Genomic DNA, 18,063 nt, shown 5'->3' with positions numbered 1-18,063 from the left:
GCAAGCCCGCTCCCACACAACCCCCCTCCCACATAAGCCCTGCGCCCTGACATGCTTCCGGAGTTTTTACATGACGGCCCACGCCGACCTTTCGCCGACCCTCCAACTCGCTATCGACCTGATCCGTCGCCCATCGGTGACGCCGGTCGACGCCGATTGCCAGAAGCTGATGATGCAGCGCCTGGGCGACGCCGGTTTTGCGCTTGAGCCAATGCGCATCGAGGATGTGGATAACTTCTGGGCTACCCACGGTAAACACGAAGGCCCGGTATTGTGCTTCGCCGGTCACACCGACGTGGTGCCGACCGGCCCGGTAACAGCCTGGCAGAACGACCCGTTCGACGCGCTGATCGACGAAAACGGCATGCTCTGTGGCCGTGGCGCAGCAGACATGAAAGGCAGCCTGGCAGCAATGCTGGTGGCTTCGGAGCGCTTCGTGACCGACTACCCGGACCACAAGGGTTCGGTGGCTTTCCTGATCACCAGCGACGAAGAAGGCCCGGCGCACCACGGCACCAAAGCTGTGATCGAACGCCTGGCGGCCCGTAAGGAGCGCCTGGACTGGTGCATCGTCGGCGAACCGTCGAGCACCACTCTGGTGGGAGATGTGGTCAAGAATGGCCGTCGTGGCTCCCTCGGCGCCACGTTGACCGTACGCGGTGTGCAAGGCCACGTCGCCTACCCGCACCTGGCGAAGAACCCGATCCACCTCGCGGCCCCGGCCCTGGCCGAACTGGCCGCCGAGCATTGGGACGATGGCAACACCTTCTTCCCGCCGACCAGTTTCCAGATCTCCAATCTCAATTCCGGCACCGGCGCTACCAACGTGATCCCGGGTGACCTGACGGCGGTGTTCAACTTCCGCTTCTCCACCGAGTCCACCGTCGAAGGCCTGCAACAGAGGGTCGCGGCGATTCTCGACAAGCATGGCCTGGACTGGCATGTGGAGTGGGCGCTGTCGGGCCTGCCGTTCCTCACCGAGCCGGGCGCACTGCTGGACGCCGTCTCCGCGAGCATCAAGGCCATCACCGGTCGCGAGACCAAGGCCTCCACCAGCGGCGGTACTTCCGACGGGCGCTTTATTGCGACCCTCGGTACTCAGGTGGTGGAACTGGGCCCGGTCAACGCGACCATTCATCAGGTCAACGAACGCATCCTCGCCAGCGACCTCGATGTATTGACCGAAATTTATTACCAGACCCTGATCAAGTTGCTCGCCTGATGCTTGCTTGCCCCATTTGCAGTGCGCCGCTGAATGAAGTGGACAATGGCGTGACCTGCCCGGCCGGGCACCGTTTCGACCGGGCGCGCCAGGGTTACTTGAACCTGTTGCCGGTGCAGCACAAGAACAGCCGTGACCCGGGCGACAATCTGGCTATGGTTGAAGCCCGTCGCGACTTCCTCAACGCCGGGCATTACGCCCCGGTGGCCAAGCGGCTGGCGCAACTGGCCGCTGAGCGCAAACCTCAGCGCTGGTTGGACATCGGCTGTGGCGAGGGTTACTACACTGCGCAGATTGCCGATGCCCTGCTGCGCGCCGATGGTTATGCCCTGGATATTTCCAAGGAAGCGGTCAAGCGTGCCTGCAAGCGCAACCCGACGCTGACCTGGTTGATCGCCAGCATGGCCCGGGTGCCATTGGCCGATGCCAGCTGCCAATTCCTCGCCAGCGTGTTCAGCCCGTTGGACTGGCAAGAGGCCAAGCGCCTGCTCAGCCCCGGAGGCGGCCTGATGAAGGTCGGCCCGACCAGCGGCCACCTGATGGAGTTGCGCGAGCGTTTGTACGACGAAGTGCGCGAGTACACCGACGATAAGCACCTGGCCCTGGTGCCGGAAGGCATGAGCCTGCAACACAGCGAAACCCTGGAGTTCCAGCTCAGCCTGGCCGACCCCAAGGACCGCGCCAACCTGCTAGCCATGACGCCCCACGGCTGGCGCGCCAGTGCCGAGCGCCGGGCGCAGGTGATTGAGGACCCGGAGCCGCTGTTGGTCACCGTTTCGATGCGCTACGACTATTTCGTGCTTCAATAACCCACTATTTTTTGGCCTCTGGGGCCTACCCTGAACCCGCGAATGGATTTTCGAAATCCCGCAACGAGGAACATCCATGCGCCAACCTGATATCGAGATTTACCTCAAGGACGCCGACGTCGACTACAAGGGCATTGCCGCCTGGCTGGGCGCCGCTTTGGGCCCGTGCACTGATTGGGTCCAGAAAGGCCAGACCTATAAGTGCAAGGCCGGCAGCGTCTCCGTGACGTGGCTGCCCAAAGCCGTAGGCAAGTGGAACAGCCTGTTCCTGGACAGCGACCAGACCCCATGGGAAGACGACATTGCCTGCGCCCGCGCCGCTTTTGCCGCGCTGAACGTCGAAGTGCGCTGCGCGCCGGGTAGCTGGGTCGAGGAAGAAGGTGAAGAAAGCGCCGACACCTGGATTCGTATCAGCGAAGACGGTGAAGAGCAGATCACCTGGAAAACTGCCTGATCTAAAACTGCGAACCCGTTTAAGAATGTGGGAGCTGGTTTGCCTGCGATAGCATCACTGTGGTCTGTCTGATAGACCGAGGTGTCTGCATCGCAGGCAAGCCAGCTCCCACATTTGATCGGGTTACCAGAACAAGATCTGCTCAGGCTTACAACCCCACCACATCCTCAGCCTGCAAGCCCTTCTCACCGCTCACCACGGCGTATTCCACCTGCTGGCCCTCGGCCAGGGAACGGTGCCCCTCACCGCGAATGGCGCGGTAGTGCACAAACACATCCTTGCCATCTTCACGCTGGATGAAGCCATACCCCTTGGCGTCGTTGAACCACTTCACATTGCCGGTCTCGCGCGTTGTCATCTGTTTACCCCCACCTGATTTTATTGTTGAGTTTTTTGTTGAGTCAGTAAGCATTGAACTGCCGAGTATAAGACAGGCTCAAAAACTCTCAACTCAAGATTACTTCGCTGCTTTTTTGCCGATTTTCGGTGAATACGGCACACTAGTCGCCCGAGCAACTGCTCGGTTTTCCTCACTCAAAGCAGAAGCCGTATGACCCGTTCTCCATTTCGCCGTCTGGTATTTGGCACCTTGCGCCGACTGTTGTACCTCTGGGTTCGCTCGGAGACGATCAACCAGTCGTCCCTTACCCTGAATCTCGACCGCAGCCGACCGGTGTTTTATGTCCTGCAATCTCCATCCCTCACCGAATTGGCCGTGGTCGATACCGAGTGCACCAAGGCCGGCCTGCCGCGCCCGGTGCTGCCAGTATCGGTTGGCGCACTGCTGGAGCCTGCGGCGTTCTTTTACCTGACCCCGGACCCGGATTGGCTCGGTCGCCAGGACAAACGCGGCGCACCACCGACCCTGACCCACCTGGTCAATGCCCTGACCGAGCACCCCGAAGAGAATGCACAAATCATTCCGGTCAGCGTGTTTTGGGGCCAGTCGCCGGACAGCGAATCCAGCCCATGGAAACTGCTGTTCGCCGACAGCTGGGCCGTCACTGGCCGCCTGCGCCGGTTGCTGAGCATCCTGATCCTCGGCCGCAAGACCCGGGTGCAATTCTCCGCCCCCATTAACTTGCGCGAATTGATCGAGCACAATAAAGGCCACGAACGCACCGTGCGGATGGCCCAGCGGATCCTGCGGGTGCACTTTCGTAACCTGAAGACCGCCGTGATCGGCCCCGACCTGTCCCACCGCCGCAACCTGGTAAAGGGCCTGGTGAACATGCCGCTGGTGCGCCAGGCGATCCTCGATGAAGCCGAACGGGAGAAGATCACCCCGGAAAAAGCCAAGGCCCAGGCCCTGCGCTATGGCAACGAGATCGCCTCGGACTACACCTACACCGCGATCCGCTTTTTGGAAGTGGTACTGAGTTGGTTCTGGAACAAGATCTACGACGGCATCAAGGTCAACAACATCGAAGGCGTGCAAAAAGTCGCCCAAGGTTATGAAGTCATCTATGTGCCGTGCCATCGCAGCCATATCGACTACTTGCTGCTTTCCTATTTGTTGTTCAAGAACGGCCTGACCCCGCCGCACATTGCCGCGGGGATCAACCTGAACATGCCGGTGATCGGCAGCCTGCTGCGTCGTGGCGGGGCGTTCTTCATGCGCCGCACCTTCAAGGGCAACCCGCTGTACACCTCGGTGTTCAACGAATACCTGCACACCCTGTTCACCAAGGGCTTCCCGGTGGAGTACTTCGTCGAAGGTGGGCGTTCCCGTACCGGGCGCATGCTGCAGCCAAAAACCGGGATGCTGGCGATTACCCTGCGCAGCTTCTTGCGCTCCTCACGCATGCCGATCGTGTTTGTGCCGGTGTATATCGGCTACGAGCGGGTGTTGGAAGGCCGTACCTACCTGGGTGAACTGCGCGGTGCCAGCAAGAAGAAAGAGTCGATTTTCGATATCTTCAAGGTCATCGGTGCTTTGAAACAGCGCTTTGGCCAGGTCGCCGTGAACTTTGGTGAACCGATCAAGCTCGCCGAATTCCTCGATCAGGAACAACCCGACTGGCGCGCCCAGGAACTGGGACCGAACTACAAGCCGGCGTGGCTCAACGAAACCACCAACCGGCTCGGCGAGCGGGTGGCGCAGCACTTGAATGAAGCGGCGGCGATCAACCCGGTCAACCTGGTAGCGCTGGCGCTGCTGTCCACCAGTCGCCTGGCCCTGGATGACCAGGCCATGGCAAGGGTGCTGGACTTGTACTTGGCGCTGCTGCGCAAGGTGCCCTACTCGCCGCACACCACCTTGCCCGAAGGTGATGGCCAGGCCCTGATCAAGCACGTCAAGGACATGCAACTGCTATCGGAACAGAGCGATGCCCTGGGCAAGATTCTGTACCTGGACGAGCAGAACGCCGTCCTGATGACCTACTACCGCAACAACGTGCTGCACATCTTTGCCCTGCCGGCGTTGTTGGCCAGTTTCTTCCAGAGCAGCTCGCGCATGAACCGCGAACAGATCCTGCGCTACACCCGCGCGCTCTACCCGTACTTGCAGTCGGAGCTGTTTATCCGCTGGTCCCTGGACGAACTGGATGCGGTGGTCGACCAGTGGCTCGACGCCTTTGTCGAACAGGGCCTGCTGCGCTTTGAAAATGCCGTCTACCTGCGTCCGGCACCCAGCTCGCGGCACTTCGTGCTGTTGACGCTGTTATCCAAGACCATCGCCCAGACCCTCCAGCGCTTCTATATGGCCATCTCGCTGCTGCTCAACAGTGGCCAAAACAGTATCAGCGCCGAAGAACTGGAAGACCTGTGTACGGTCATGGCCCAGCGCCTGTCGATCCTGCACGGCCTGAACGCCCCCGAGTTCTTCGACAAGAGCCTTTTCCGACACTTCATCCAGACCCTTCTGGAGCAAGATGTGCTGCGCCGCGATGAAGCCGGCAAGCTGAGTTATCACCCATTGCTGGGCGAGCTGGCAGAAGGCGCAGCCAAGCGCGTGTTGCCGGCGGAGATTCGCCTGTCGATTCGCCAGGTGGCGTTGCATCGCAGTGAAGAGCTGGCCGACAAGCCGGCCGCCCCTGAAGAAACCCGCTAGATTTACCAAGGCGCCAGGCTGTTTCTGGCGCCGTTGACAAGGAGCTGTACCATGAAAAAAATCATCCTGCTGGGCCTGACTGCATTGCTGGGAGCCTGCCACACCATGAACCCTACTCCCAAGGCTAGCCTCGACGGCGAAGTGTTCTACCTGCAACGCATCGCCCTGCCACCGGCCGCGACCTTGAGTGTCAGCCTGCAAGATGTCTCCCTGATGGACGCACCTGCCGTGACCCTGGCCGAACAGAAAGGTCCGGTCAAAGGCCAGGTACCGCTGCCGTTTCACCTGAGCTACGACCCCGCCCAGGTCAAACCCGGCCATAGCTATTCGGTCAGCGCTCGCATCGAACTGGATGGCAAGCTACTGTTTATCACCACCGAGCGGCATTCGGTGCAGTTGAACGGCCAGGATGTCCAACCGTTGCGCCTGCGCGTTGATGCGGTCGCTCACTGATTCCCTCAGACAAAAGGAAGCGCCCATGCTCCGTAACTCTCTTCGCTTGACCGCCCTGTGTGCCGGTCTGCTGCTCGGTGCCAACGCCATGGCCCTGTCACTGGGCGACCTGTCCCAGGGCGACGCCACCGGTGGCCTCAAGGACGCCTTGACCCAAGGCGCGCAAATTGCCGTCAAACAACTGGGCGTGCCCGGTGGTTTCAGCAATAACCCCGAAGTAAAAATCGGCTTGCCGGGCAAGTTGGACAAAGCCGCCGGCGCGCTGAAAATGCTCGGCATGGGCGACCAGCTCACGCAACTTGAAACCAGCATGAACAAGGCGGCCGAGTCTGCCGTGACCCAGGCCCAGCCAATTCTGGTAAATGCCGTGAAAAACATGAGCGTGAGCGATGCCAAAGGCATCCTCAGCGGCGGCCAGGATTCAGCGACCCAGTACCTCGACAAGAGCAGCCGCGAGCAGATCCGCGCCAAGTTTCTGCCCATCGTCAAGCAATCCACTGACAAGGTCGGCGTGGCCCAGCAGTACAACGCCCTGGCTAAAAAAGCTCCCGCGAACCTGCTCGGAGACAAGAACGCCAGTATCGAAAACTACGTGACCGAACAAGCGCTGGACGGGTTGTTCAAGATGATTGCCCAGCAGGAAGAGACCATTCGCAAGAACCCGGCAGCGGCAGCTACCAGTCTGGCGAAGAAGGTGTTTGGGACGCTGTAAAGGCCCTTAAAATCCCCGATTTGTGGGCGATATTGCAAACGCTTCCAGCGCCTCTCAACTCCTGGAAGCATGAACCCGGCCCCTTTAAGAACACATGCCCCCGAATACTCGGGAGCTTGTGTTCTAGCTTGGACAGGTATTACCCAGCGCTCAGGAGCTACGCTGATAACACGTCAGTTAGTTCCGGCTTATGTTTAGTGTTCCCGAGATCTCAATCGATCTTGGCCCAGTATGAGAATGACAATCGCCACCAGGCTTGCCGCCTCCGTGATCATGTTTTTTGCAATCGTTGCCAGGCTTTTGATGATATTTGTCATGGGCATCCTCCACCATTTTCTCAATACCCTTCTGGGACAGAGGGCCAAGGAACATTTGTGGAGAAATAAGGCCCATTATTGGGGCCATAAGAGCCTGTATCATATGAACACTCCTTAAGTCTTCTTTAAGTTTTCTCTGCCAGGACGCACAAGAAAAACACCTGCATATCAGGTAGACCTTGTGTGGCAAGACTTGAAGGAAAGGTTCCGATGCACTGTCATAGCTTTCCACTGCCATAAATTTCCCCATCCATAAGGAAGGCGTCCTTTCCCCCCTTACCCTGGCCACTACATCTGTACCTTCCTACGCTGAGTGACATCAAATGCAGGGCGTCGGGCTCGACGAACCTGCGTCATCAAATGCAACCCTGCAGCCACATAGGAAAAACCTTCAGTTGATAACTGAATCAGCCAATCGTCCAATCATGATGAAGGCGAAACAACAGATGGCGACGGACGCTGCCCGGTTGATCTTCAGGGGGGCCAACCACGTTTGCTGCAGGCTTTTGAATCCCGCACCCAGCAGTATCCAGGTGAAGCCAACGGGAATGATCGCCACAGCGAGAGTGGCCATAAAGGCCAAGTAGCCTTCAAGTTCGGTGAACGCATTGACCGGCGCTATAAACGAAACAATCAACAAACCCTTGGAATTCATGACGGTAAGCAAAAAGAAATACATCCCACCGAAACGGTCCCCCGTCGAGTCGGCGACGCTGTTGTTGCGCTGCCACAACTGATAGGAAAGAGAGAGCAGGTAACAAGCAGCGCATCTTTGATAGGTGGCGCCGTGGCGATGCGCTAGGCCAGGGAGGAATATAAAGAACGGAAACAACCGTAAGCACCGTCCGCAACAAGGGAAAGCTATGTATGACCATATACAAGGCTGTCCCTAACGACTAAATGGGCAAGGAAGCAAGCGGCATGACTGGGGATATGCCTGCAAGCACAGCGGGGCCAGCAGAGGGCACGGCGGCGGCAGGCTCAGCTTCAGCAAGAGGGGAATGGGATATCTGTTCAACAGGCATTTCGCGAGGCACAGGTACCGCAAACGCCGTGCGGGGCGCTAGGGTTGAGCGGGTTGCAAACTTTGCAGGGGCGTCAGGGGCAGTTGCCACTGTAGGTGTGAGGAGTGTTTTCTCGGGGGCCCCTCCTGGAGTCTCCCCGACCTTCGTTTGAATGTTGTCGGCCAGGTCAATAGCTTTCTTACTGGGAGGATCATCCTCTTTGGTCGGGCTGGCGGGCTTACTTTTGGTGATCGCTTCCATCGCCTTGGTTGCACCGAAAGCAGCCGCGCCACTGACTACCCCCACTCCTATGGCCTTAAGAATTGGCGCAGCAATAGCCGCCAATAAAGGTAAAAAGAAAGCCATGATCGTATTCCTTATGTCTGGTTTGTTCCTGAAGATGGGGCTCAATGACCAGGAAAGGCACTCCCCCACGAAAGCGTTGCCGCTGAACGGCAACGCTTTCTTGTGTGTTAAAAACATCGTCCTCAGTTCCAACCCACCGACATTTTCCGACATCGCCCTTCTACAAAGCCGATGGTTTGACCCTGAACCAAGCGGCATACAACGCCGGCAGGAATAACAGCGTCAACGCCGTCGCTACAATCAACCCGCCCATGATCGCCACCGCCATCGGCCCGAAGAACACGCTGCGAGACAATGGAATCATCGCCAACACCGCCGCCAGCGCAGTCAGCACAATCGGCCGGAAGCGCCGCACTGTCGCTTCGATAATCGCCTGCCACGGCGCCAACCCAGCCTTGATGTCCTGCTCGATCTGGTCCACGAGGATCACCGAATTGCGCATGATCATCCCGGACAGTGCGATGGTGCCCAGCATGGCCACAAAGCCAAAAGGCTGACGGAACACCAGCAGGAACAACGTCACACCAATCAAGCCCAAGGGCGCCGTGAGAAAGACCATGGCCGTGCGTGAGAAGCTGCGCAATTGCAGCATCAGTAACGTCAACACCACCACAATAAACAGCGGCACCCCGGCCTTGACCGAGTTCTGCCCGCGAGCGGAATCCTCCACCGTGCCGCCGACCTCCAGCAGGTAACCATCCGGCAGCTCGGCACGTACGCCTTCCAGGGTCGGTAGAATTTGCTGGACCAGGGTTGCCGGCTGCTCCTTACCGTAGATATCGGCGCGAACGGTCACTGTTGGCAAACGGTTGCGATGCCAGATGATGCCTTCTTCAAAGCCATATTCCAGGGTGGCAATCTGCGACAGCGCCACGCTTTTACCGTTGTCAGTCGGCACCGCCAGGCTTGGCAGCAACGACAACTCGGTGCGTTCATGCACGGTGCCGCGCAAGAGGATTTCGATCAACTCGTTGTCCTCCCGGTATTGGCTGACGCTGGAACCGGTCAGAGAACTCTGGAGGAATTTCGACAGGTTGGCGGTGCTGACGCCCAGGGCGCGCGCGCGGTCCTGATCGACATTGAGATAAACGATCTTGCTCGGTTCTTCCCAGTCCAGGTGCACATTGACCACGTGGGTATTTTCGCGAACCTTGGCCGCCACTTTGCGCGCCAATGCGCGTACTTTCTCGATGTGTTCGCCCGTGACGCGGAACTGCACCGGGTAGCCAACGGGTGGACCGTTCTCAAGACGCGTGACACGTGAACGCAGGTCCGGGAATTGTTCATTCAGGGTTTCGATCAGCCAGGTGCGCAGGCTTTCACGCTCCTCGATGGTCTTGGCCAGAACCACAAACTGGGCAAAGCTCGCGGCCGGCAATTGCTGGTCCAGAGGCAGGTAGAAACGTGGCGAACCGGTGCCAACGTAAGCCACATAGTTTTCGATCCCGGCGTGTTCTTTAAGCAGTCCTTCCAGGCGTTTGACTTGGTCAGCGGTGTTGCTCAAGGAGGCGCCTTCCGCCAGTTTCAAGTCGATCATTAGCTCCAGTCGCCCGGAGGCCGGGAAGAACTGCTGGGGCACAAAACGAAACAGCGCCACCGAGCCAATAAACAGCAGCAAGGTCAGCACGATCACCGTTTTGCGGCGCCGCACGCACCACTCCACCAAGCGTCTTACACGCTGATAGAACGGTGTACCGTAGGGATCCGGGCCGTCGGCGCCATGTTTGGCCGCATGAATCTTCGCCAAGTCCGGCAGGAGTTTTTCCCCGAGGTAAGGCACGAACACCACGGCGGCGACCCAGGAGGCCAACAGCGCGATGGTTACCACCTGGAAGATCGAACGAGTGTATTCGCCGGTGCTCGACTGCGCAGTGGCAATCGGCAGGAAGCCAGCGGCGGTAATCAAGGTGCCGGTGAGCATCGGAAAGGCGGTACTGGTCCAGGCGAAACTGGCGGCCTTGAGCCGGTCGTAACCCTGTTCCATTTTGATCGCCATCATTTCCACGGCGATGATCGCGTCATCCACCAGCAAACCAAGGGCCAGTACCAGCGCACCGAGAGAAATCTTGTGCAGGCCGATCCCCAGGTAATACATCGTGGCAAAAGTCATCGCCAACACCAGCGGAATCGCCAACGCGACCACCATGCCGGTGCGTACGCCCAACGAGAAGAAACTCACCAGCAACACAATGGCCAGGGCCTCGGCCAGAACCTGGACGAATTCGCCGACACTGGTTTTCACCGCCGCCGGTTGGTCGGACACCTTGCGCAGTTCCATGCCGGCCGGAAGGTTCTTCTGCAGGCGTGCGAATTCGTTCTCAAGAGCCTTGCCCAGCACCAGGATGTCGCCGCCGTCGCGCATGGCCACTGCCAGGCCGATCGCGTCATCCCCCATGTAACGCATGCGCGGTGCGGGTGGATCGTTGAAGCCACGATGGATCTCGGCCACATCGCCGATACGGAACGTACGGTCACCGACACGAATCGGGAAGTTGCGGATTTCTTCCACGGTCTTGAAATTGCCGGACACCCGCAGTTGCACGCGCTCGCTCGGGGTTTCGAAGAAGCCCGCAGTGGACACCGCGTTCTGCTCTTGCAGCGCCTGCTGCACCGCTGCCAATGGCAACCCAAGGGTCGCCAGCTTGAGGTTGGACAGCTCGATCCAGATCTTCTCGTCTTGCAGCCCCAGCAATTCAACCTTGCCCACGTCCGGCACCCGTTGCAGCTGAATCTGGATGCGGTCGGCGTAGTCCTTGAGTACGGCATAGTCGAAACCGTCACCAGTCAGTGCATAGATATTGCCGAAGGTGGTGCCGAACTCATCGTTGAAGAACGGGCCTTGGATGTCCGGCGGCAAGGTCTGGCGAATGTCGCTGATCTTCTTACGCACCTGATACCACAGGTCAGGAATTTGCGCCGAATGCATGGAGTCCCGGGCGATGAAGGTGACTTGGGATTCACCCGGCCGCGAGAAGGAAACAATGCGCTCGTACTCGCCTGTCTCCATCAGCTTCTTTTCAATGCGCTCGGTGACCTGACGCGAGACTTCCTGGGCCGTAGCGCCCGGCCAATTGGTCTTGATGACCATGGCTTTGAAGGTGAACGGCGGGTCTTCGCTTTGCCCCAACTTGGTGTAGGACAAAGCGCCAACTACGGCCAGCAGGATCATCAGGAACAGTACGATCTGGCGATTACGCAACGCCCATTCGGAAAGATTGAAACCCATCGGGGACTACTCCTTGGCCGCCAGATTCACTACCCGATTGGAGCGATCCACCGGGCGCACTTGCTGGCCCTCATGAAGCACATGGACACCGGCAGCAATCACCCAGTCGGTGGGGTTCAGACCTTCCAGCACTGGTACGTTTTTCTCACCGAAGGCGCCGATCCGCACCGGTACCCGCTTGAGGGTGTTGTCGGGCTGTACCAGCCAGACGTAGGACGCACCGTTCTCCGCACTCAAGGCAGACAGCGGCACCGACAGCGGAATAACACCGTCGGCTTGTATGAATACTCGAGCACTTTGCCCCAGTTCCGCAGGGACTTTGCCACCGGTGAAGGCCACTCGGGCGGCGAAGGTCCGAGACTTGGGATCTGCCGCTGGTGACAGCTCGCGAATCCGTCCGTTGAAACGCTGGTCCGGCTGGCTCCACAGCTCCACTGACACCGGTTGGCCAATCTTGAAGCGGCCAAAACTTTGTTCCGGCAGGCTGATCAGCACTTCCCGTTCTCCGTCAGTCGCCAGGGTGAACACCGTCTGGCCGGCGGACACCACCTGGCCCACTTCCACCGCGCGCTTGGCGACGACCCCGTCCTGGGGCGCTCGCAGTACGGCGTAACCGGCCTGATTATTGGCTACGTCGAACTCAGCCTTGATCTGCCTGAGACGTGCCTCGCCTGCGCGGTACATATTTTCGGAATTGTCGTACTGGGAACGGCTGACCATCTGACGGTCCATCAGGGTCTTGTAGCGATCACGTTCAGCGCGTACCAGACTCAGGTTGGCCTCGGCGGCGGCGACCTGGGCGCGGGTGGCTTCCAGCTGCAGGCGCACGTCCTGGGGATCGAGTTCTGCCAGGGACTGGTTGGCCTTGACCCGCTCGCCCTCCTCCACCAGTCGGCGACTGACTTTGCCGCCAATGCGAAAGGCCAGGTCTGGCTCATAACGGGCGCGAACTTCACCCGGGTAGCTGTCCATCGCCAGGGCGGAAGGCTGTGGCTGAACCACCATGGCCGGACGGACGGTGGCTTGGGTCGCTTCTTCATGGCCGCAGGCAGCCAATAAAAACGCCAGGCTGACAGGCAACGCGAGGGGCAGGACAAGGCTGCGCATGCTGAAGGACCTTTCGCTAATAGTGCTAGGAATAATTATACTGGTCGGTATGTTATTAATACCAAACTCACCAGTCCAGTATTAAAGTGAAAATGTCCGACAATCTCGTAAACACCAATAGCCCCGGGCGTCCCAAGGACATGGCAAAGCGCCAGGCAATCCTTGATGCAGCAAAAATCCTGTTCTTGAGCAATGGTTACGCCAGCACGAGCATGGATGCCGTGGCCGTGGAAGCCGGCGTCTCAAAACTGACGGTCTACAGCCACTTCACCGACAAGGAAACGCTGTTCTCCGCGGCCGTGGTCGCCAAGTGCGAAGAACAACTGCCTGTGATGTATTTCGAGCTGCCGGACGGCGTGCCCGTGGAAAAGGTGCTGCTAAACATCGCTCGCGGCTTTCATGTGCTGATCAACAGCGATGAGTCGGTGAACCTGCATCGCTTGATGATGGCCACCGGCAGCCAGGACCCTAAGCTGTCACAGATTTTTTTCGAAGCCGGGCCCCTGCGGATGTTGCAGGGCATGGAACGCTTGCTGGCCAAAATTGACCAGAGCGGCGCCCTGAACATCGACAAACCGCTGACCGCCGCCGAGCATTTTTTCTGCCTGCTCAAGGGCACGGCGAACTTTCGATTGCTACATGGCTGTGGCGGACGGCTGAGCGAGGCAGCCGCCGAGGAGCACGTTCAGGATGTGGTGGGATTGTTTATGCGGGCGTATCGGGCTTAGAGCCGATAAGTTGGCAAATGACCTGTGGCGAGGGAGCTTGCTCCCGTTGGGCTGCGAAGCAGCCCAAAAACCTGTGTTCTCATTCTGCCTGTAAGCACATGCAGACCTTACTGGGGCTGCTGCGCAGCCCAACGCGGGCAAGCCCGCTCGCCACAATTAGCCAGGGGCTTCAGGACTTCAGCGCTTTTTTAGGATAAATGTCATACCGGCTGGACTTGCCATCCAGCGCATGGCTCGGCTTGGGGCCTTCAATGCACGGTGCCTTTCGCGGGCGCTTGACCACCACCCGGTGGCTGGCCAGGGCCAACGCGGCGGCCAGCAACGCCGATGCGTCGGGATCATCCCCCACCAATGGCCGGAACAGGCGCATTTCCTTCTTCACCAAGGCGGTTTTCTCACGATGAGGAAACATCGGGTCCAGGTAAATCACCTGTGGCGGCTCACCTTCCCAGTTGCGCATGACATCAATGGAATTGCCCTTGAGCAAAGTCATCCGCGCGACAATTGGTGCCACTTCAAAATCGTCTGCGCCACGGGCCAGGCCATCTTCCAACAAAGCGCCGATCAACGGCTGACGCTCGATCAGGCTCATCTCACAGCCCAGGCTGGCCAGCACGAACGCATCCTTGCCCAAGCCGGCCGTGGCGTCCAGAACGCGCGGGCGCACGCCCTGCGCGATACCGACGGCCTTGGCAATCATCTGCCCGCTGCCTCCACCGTATAAACGCCGGTGGGCCGCGCCACCTTCGACAAAATCCACCCGCACCGGCCCCGGTGCGTCAGGCCCAAGCTGTTGCAGTTGCAGGCCGTGCTCACCGACTTGCAGGGTAAAGTCCGCCGCCTCCAGTTGCAAAGGCAGCCCAAGCTGCTCGGCCCACTGCTGGGCCCGGGCTTGAAAGCCTTCGGCCAGGGCCTCGACCCGAATGCGGCTGGCCGCTGGTTGTTCGCTCATCAGTCGCTACGCTCAAAAATATTAAGGATCGGCAAAAAACGGCCGATAAAAAAATGATCAGGCATTTTGCCAGAGCTGAGCGTCGACCGAGAGAAATGTCAGACATTCATTCCCTACCCATCGGTGTACTGCCGACCCACAACCATTACGGCCTGCGCAATACCCAAGCGCTGGCCGGGGTCAGTCATGTGTGGCAGGACTTCTTCGCCCGGGCGCTGGCCGAGCAGCTCGGAGGGGATTCGGGGGCGCTCGCCAACAAAATACCGGCAGCGGTGGATGCCTCGGTAGAGCCTCGGGAAGGCAGCGACCTGCTGAGCCAAATCGTCACCCAACGCCAATGCGACGTGCAGGACACCGAGATCGCCCCGCCTGAACCGTTGTTCCTGCCGATTGCCGAATTCGAACTGGACCTGCTGCCACCCGCCGCCATGCCGTTCCCACCGGATGAAGTCGTGGTCCAACAGCGCCAACAGAACTTCGAAAGTGGCTGGGTTCGCCCTCTCGTGCTGACCGCAGGCCAACCGCTGCCAGAACCCGGCCCGGCACCGCAGCCACAGCCGCTGCACTTGCCGATTGCCGAGTTCGAACTGGACCTCCTGCCGCCCGCCGCCGAGCCGTTCCCGCCACAAGAGTTGGTTGAGCAGCAGAAGCAACTGGACTACGACTGCCAATGGGCGCGTCCATTGATCCTCAATAACCTACGCCTGGCCGCCTGACCCTCGTTACTTGACCAACTGGCTGGCCTGTTTATACGACATCGAACGCTCGGTGAAAGTGAACGTGCCGAGGTCGTGAATCTCCTGAGCCGCCCTGAAGAACTCACCATAGGCCGCCAGCGCCATGGCCGAGCCGACGCTGATGCGCTTGACCCCCATCTCGCTCAACTGCGCCACCGTGAGCTTGAGCCCGCCAGACATCAACACATTCACAGGTTTGGGCGCCACCGCCCGCACCACCGCCATAACTTCCTCGGCACTGCGTAACCCGGGCGCATACAGCACGTCGGCACCGGCCTCGGCGTAGGCTTGCAAGCGTCGAATGGTGTCGGGCAGATCCAATTTTCCATGCAGGAGATTTTCCGCACGGGCCGTCAGCATGAACGGGAATGGCAGGCTGCGAGCAGCGGCGACTGCGGCTTCAATACGCTCGACGGACAAATCAAAGGGATAGATCGGATCGACGGCAATACCGGTGGCATCTTCGATCGAACCACCGACGATGCCTGTCGCGGCCGCCCGAAGAATAGTTTGGGCGCAGCCGTCAGGGGTATCGCTGAAGCCGTTTTCCAGGTCAGCGGCCACCGGCAGCACCGTGGCCTGGGCGATCATTGCGGTGTTGTGCAGCGTGTCCTCCAGGGACAACGCGCCTTCAGCATCCGGGCGCCCGAGACTGAAGGCATAACCGGCGCTGGTGGTGGCCAAGGCTTCGAAGCCGAGGCTGGTGAGCATTTTCGCGGAACCGGCGTCCCAGGGATTGGGCATGACGAAGGCTCGGTCGCGCTCATGCAGGGCCTTGAAGGTTTCGGCACGCAGGGTTTGTGGGTCCATTGCTCGCTCCTTGTAAGAAAGGCACTCAGAGCAACCCCAGTTGCTCCACAGCAGGTTCCCTGTATAGCTCAGGCAAGGCTGGCAAGCCAGGCAAACGCGCCATCAGTTTTTCATGGAAACGCAGGGCCAATTGCGCCGCCAGGCGATTGTCCGAGGTGTGCAGGAACACATAAGGCGTGCGGCCTTCCTCGATCCAGACGGCGACCTTTTCAATCCATGGCACCAGGAACGGGTCGTTGGCTTCCAGCTCAGGATGGCCGATAAATCGCACCTGGGGAAACTGCGTCAACGCGGCCGGACGGGGCGGCACTTTGGGCTTTTTCGATTGGGCATGGAGCACCGCCGCCGAGGTGGACGTGCAACTGAACAAGGCCCGGGGATCCAGGCAAATGCGCTCGACGCCACGGTCACGCAGCAGACGGTTGAGCATCCGCTCGGCATCGCCCTTGGCAAAGAATTCCGGGTGACGTACCTCTACCGCCAGCGGTCGCTCCAGCCCATCAATAAACCCGGCCAGCTCCGCCAGACGTTGTGGCGCAAAACTGGCAGGTAATTGCAGCCATAACGGTGAAACTCGCTGCCCCAAAGGGCTCATCAACCCGAGAAAACTCTCCGCTGCCGGCAGTTGCTCACGCAGGTCACCGCCATGGCTGATATCGCCGGGGAACTTGGCGGTAAAACGAAAGTGTTCCGGCATGATCTCGGCCCAGCGCTGCACGGTGGCCACCGAAGGACGGGCGTAAAACGTGGTATTGCCTTCAACAGCGTTGAAGACCTGGGAATAGAGGGCGAGGTAGTCGTTGGGGCGGGCGTCTTGGGGATACAGGTATTCGCGCCAGGCGTTTTCACTCCAAGACGGGCAACCCAGGTAGTAAGGCAACGGCATCAGATGTGGATATCGAGACCCAGCACTTCCATATCCCATTCGACAAAGCCGGCGGTGGTCAGGTAGCTGGCCAAGGCATTGGCAACGCTTTTGCTCATGGAGCGCGGGAAAATCATGTCTTGCTGGCGGGCAGGAACAGCACCGATACGGGCACTGGCAGAACCCTGGGAGCGCGCAGAAACAGTTGAGCCGGAGGGGGCTTCAGACTGGACTTCAACGAAGTCCGGCGAGTCCTCGACGGACTCGTCTACCGTCACGTTAGCCTTGCGTGGCTTACGCTTGAGGGGGTAGGACTGAGAGGAGAAGCCGTCTATACGCATGCATGCAAATCCGGTATCAATGATGGCAATTTAGCGGCACTTTCCTTAGCGCGCAAATGCTCTGGTGATAACTAGAACACATAAATAGACAAAGGTTTAAAAGCGCGGGGGAATTTCTGACGACTGGCGGTGCTTGGGAGCGGGTTGGCCCCCACGTTTGTCCCGCAATCCATCACAGCTGGCGTTCAGCCTTGGTCTGCGCCACTTTATCGCGCAAATACACCGGTTGCGCCTGGTCCGCCGGAATCGCTTCGCCCCGCTCCCAGGCAAATCGCGCCAGGGTCAGCAGGTCTTCAGCGTGAGGCAACATGCCCGCATCCTGGCCACTGAGCTTCACGCCGATGCGCTCGGCATAACCCCAGCCAGTGCCAGCACCAAACCATTCTCCGCTGGAATCGTCTGACAAAGCGGCCACTTCAGGTGGTTGTACAGCTTCAACCCCCACCAGACGCATCTCACCCGCGGTTTCCCGGTAGCAGCCCCAGTAGACCTCATCCATGCGAGCATCGATGGCCGCCGCGACCTGATGCGCGCCGTGCTCACGAAACGCTCGTTGCGCCAATACCGCCAGGTTGGACACTGGCAACACCGGGCGCTCCAAGGCAAACGCCAGTCCCTGGACCACGCCGATGGCAATCCGCACACCGGTAAACGCACCTGGACCGCGACCGAACGCAATGGCATCGACCGCCGACAAGGTGGTACCGGCCTCCTCCAGCAATTGCTTGATCATCGGCAACAGCTTTTGCGCATGCAGGCGCGGGATCACCTCGTAATGGCTCGTTACCTTGCCATCGTGCAGCAAGGCAACGGAGCAAGCTTCAGTCGCGGTGTCCAGGGCCAGCAGGGTGCTCATCGGTGTTTGCGTCCAAGTTGAAAAAAAGTGCGCCAGTATAAACAACAAC

General features: G+C 59.4%; 18 protein-coding genes. 8 read left to right on the top strand and 10 right to left on the bottom strand.

Annotated features, from left to right (window positions below):
• Nucleotides 1-70 precede the first annotated feature (70 nt).
• The 3 genes from dapE to HKK55_RS02315 all read left to right on the top strand — a co-directional run bounded on the left by dapE (nucleotide 71) and on the right by HKK55_RS02315 (nucleotide 2,485).
• Nucleotides 71-1,222: a succinyl-diaminopimelate desuccinylase gene (dapE, locus tag HKK55_RS02325; RefSeq protein WP_169353186.1), complete on the top strand. Its 1,152-nt coding sequence runs from the start codon at nucleotides 71-73 to the stop codon at nucleotides 1,220-1,222.
• Nucleotides 1,222-2,031 carry a putative RNA methyltransferase gene (locus HKK55_RS02320; RefSeq protein WP_169353185.1) on the top strand — a complete coding sequence of 270 codons (810 nt, stop codon included), beginning with the start codon at nucleotides 1,222-1,224 and terminating at the stop codon, nucleotides 2,029-2,031. Before dapE ends, HKK55_RS02320 begins: the two co-directional genes overlap by 1 nt.
• 76 nt (nucleotides 2,032-2,107) lie before the next feature.
• The gene (locus HKK55_RS02315; RefSeq protein WP_169353184.1) at nucleotides 2,108-2,485 is read left to right on the top strand and encodes a hypothetical protein; all 378 of its coding nucleotides are present in this window, start codon (nucleotides 2,108-2,110) and stop codon (nucleotides 2,483-2,485) included.
• Between the two features lie 148 nt (nucleotides 2,486-2,633).
• Here the strand turns inward: HKK55_RS02315 and HKK55_RS02310 are convergent, their stop codons facing one another.
• Nucleotides 2,634-2,843, bottom strand: coding sequence for a cold-shock protein (locus tag HKK55_RS02310; protein ID WP_017844724.1), 210 nt, complete (start codon nucleotides 2,841-2,843; stop codon nucleotides 2,634-2,636).
• Between the two features lie 192 nt (nucleotides 2,844-3,035).
• Here HKK55_RS02310 and plsB point away from each other — a divergent pair, with 192 nt between their 5' ends.
• The 3 genes from plsB to HKK55_RS02295 are packed head-to-tail and all read left to right on the top strand — an operon-like array spanning nucleotide 3,036 to nucleotide 6,705.
• Nucleotides 3,036-5,540, top strand: coding sequence for a glycerol-3-phosphate 1-O-acyltransferase PlsB (gene plsB, locus HKK55_RS02305; RefSeq protein ID WP_169353183.1), 2,505 nt, complete (start codon nucleotides 3,036-3,038; stop codon nucleotides 5,538-5,540).
• Between the two features lie 51 nt (nucleotides 5,541-5,591).
• Nucleotides 5,592-5,993, top strand: coding sequence for a YbaY family lipoprotein (locus HKK55_RS02300; protein WP_169353182.1), 402 nt, complete (start codon nucleotides 5,592-5,594; stop codon nucleotides 5,991-5,993).
• 25 nt (nucleotides 5,994-6,018) lie between these two features.
• Nucleotides 6,019-6,705, top strand: a complete 687-nt coding sequence (locus HKK55_RS02295; protein ID WP_169353181.1) for a DUF4197 domain-containing protein — start codon at nucleotides 6,019-6,021, stop codon at nucleotides 6,703-6,705.
• 708 nt (nucleotides 6,706-7,413) lie between these two features.
• On the opposite strand, the gene HKK55_RS02290 is transcribed toward HKK55_RS02295, so the two are convergent.
• The 4 genes from HKK55_RS02290 to HKK55_RS02275 form a co-directional block, all read right to left on the bottom strand.
• Nucleotides 7,414-7,854 (bottom strand): hypothetical protein, encoded by a 441-nt coding sequence (locus HKK55_RS02290; RefSeq protein WP_169353180.1) that lies wholly within the window; start codon nucleotides 7,852-7,854, stop codon nucleotides 7,414-7,416.
• A gap of 64 nt (nucleotides 7,855-7,918) precedes the next feature.
• Entirely contained in the window at nucleotides 7,919-8,545 is a 627-nt protein-coding gene (locus tag HKK55_RS02285; protein WP_169353179.1) for a hypothetical protein, read from the bottom strand.
• A 7-nt stretch (nucleotides 8,546-8,552) separates the two neighbouring features.
• Nucleotides 8,553-11,618, bottom strand: coding sequence for an efflux RND transporter permease subunit (locus HKK55_RS02280; RefSeq protein WP_169353178.1), 3,066 nt, complete (start codon nucleotides 11,616-11,618; stop codon nucleotides 8,553-8,555).
• A gap of 6 nt (nucleotides 11,619-11,624) precedes the next feature.
• Nucleotides 11,625-12,725: an efflux RND transporter periplasmic adaptor subunit gene (locus HKK55_RS02275; RefSeq protein ID WP_169353177.1), complete on the bottom strand. Its 1,101-nt coding sequence runs from the start codon at nucleotides 12,723-12,725 to the stop codon at nucleotides 11,625-11,627.
• 92 nt (nucleotides 12,726-12,817) lie between these two features.
• Between HKK55_RS02275 and HKK55_RS02270 the strand changes: the two genes are divergently transcribed.
• Complete coding sequence (locus HKK55_RS02270) at nucleotides 12,818-13,453, top strand: TetR/AcrR family transcriptional regulator (protein WP_169353176.1); 636 nt, start codon at nucleotides 12,818-12,820, stop codon at nucleotides 13,451-13,453.
• Between the two features lie 169 nt (nucleotides 13,454-13,622).
• Here HKK55_RS02270 and HKK55_RS02265 read toward each other — a convergent pair whose 3' ends face one another.
• On the bottom strand, nucleotides 13,623-14,405 hold the full coding sequence (locus tag HKK55_RS02265) for a class I SAM-dependent methyltransferase (RefSeq protein ID WP_169353175.1): 783 nt from the start codon (nucleotides 14,403-14,405) through the stop codon (nucleotides 13,623-13,625).
• Nucleotides 14,406-14,500: 95 nt separating this feature from the next.
• Between HKK55_RS02265 and HKK55_RS02260 the strand changes: the two genes are divergently transcribed.
• Nucleotides 14,501-15,121 carry an energy transducer TonB gene (locus HKK55_RS02260; RefSeq protein ID WP_169353174.1) on the top strand — a complete coding sequence of 207 codons (621 nt, stop codon included), beginning with the start codon at nucleotides 14,501-14,503 and terminating at the stop codon, nucleotides 15,119-15,121.
• Between the two features lie 6 nt (nucleotides 15,122-15,127).
• Here the strand turns inward: HKK55_RS02260 and HKK55_RS02255 are convergent, their stop codons facing one another.
• The 4 genes from HKK55_RS02255 to tsaB all read right to left on the bottom strand — a co-directional run bounded on the left by HKK55_RS02255 (nucleotide 15,128) and on the right by tsaB (nucleotide 18,014).
• Nucleotides 15,128-15,952, bottom strand: coding sequence for an oxaloacetate decarboxylase (locus tag HKK55_RS02255; RefSeq protein WP_169353173.1), 825 nt, complete (start codon nucleotides 15,950-15,952; stop codon nucleotides 15,128-15,130).
• Nucleotides 15,953-15,977: 25 nt separating this feature from the next.
• Nucleotides 15,978-16,838: a DUF72 domain-containing protein gene (locus HKK55_RS02250; RefSeq protein ID WP_169353172.1), complete on the bottom strand. Its 861-nt coding sequence runs from the start codon at nucleotides 16,836-16,838 to the stop codon at nucleotides 15,978-15,980.
• Nucleotides 16,838-17,158, bottom strand: a complete 321-nt coding sequence (locus HKK55_RS02245; RefSeq protein WP_169353171.1) for a hypothetical protein — start codon at nucleotides 17,156-17,158, stop codon at nucleotides 16,838-16,840. Before HKK55_RS02245 ends, HKK55_RS02250 begins: the two co-directional genes overlap by 1 nt.
• A 172-nt stretch (nucleotides 17,159-17,330) precedes the next feature.
• The gene (gene tsaB / locus HKK55_RS02240; RefSeq protein ID WP_169353170.1) at nucleotides 17,331-18,014 is read right to left on the bottom strand and encodes a tRNA (adenosine(37)-N6)-threonylcarbamoyltransferase complex dimerization subunit type 1 TsaB; all 684 of its coding nucleotides are present in this window, start codon (nucleotides 18,012-18,014) and stop codon (nucleotides 17,331-17,333) included.
• Nucleotides 18,015-18,063: the final 49 nt, after the last annotated feature.

The sequence above is a fragment of the Pseudomonas sp. ADAK18 genome (assembly GCF_012935695.1).
Lineage (GTDB): Bacteria > Pseudomonadota > Gammaproteobacteria > Pseudomonadales > Pseudomonadaceae > Aquipseudomonas.
Note: the sequence above shows the minus strand (reverse complement) of the source record. Positions and strands in the feature narration are given on the sequence as shown.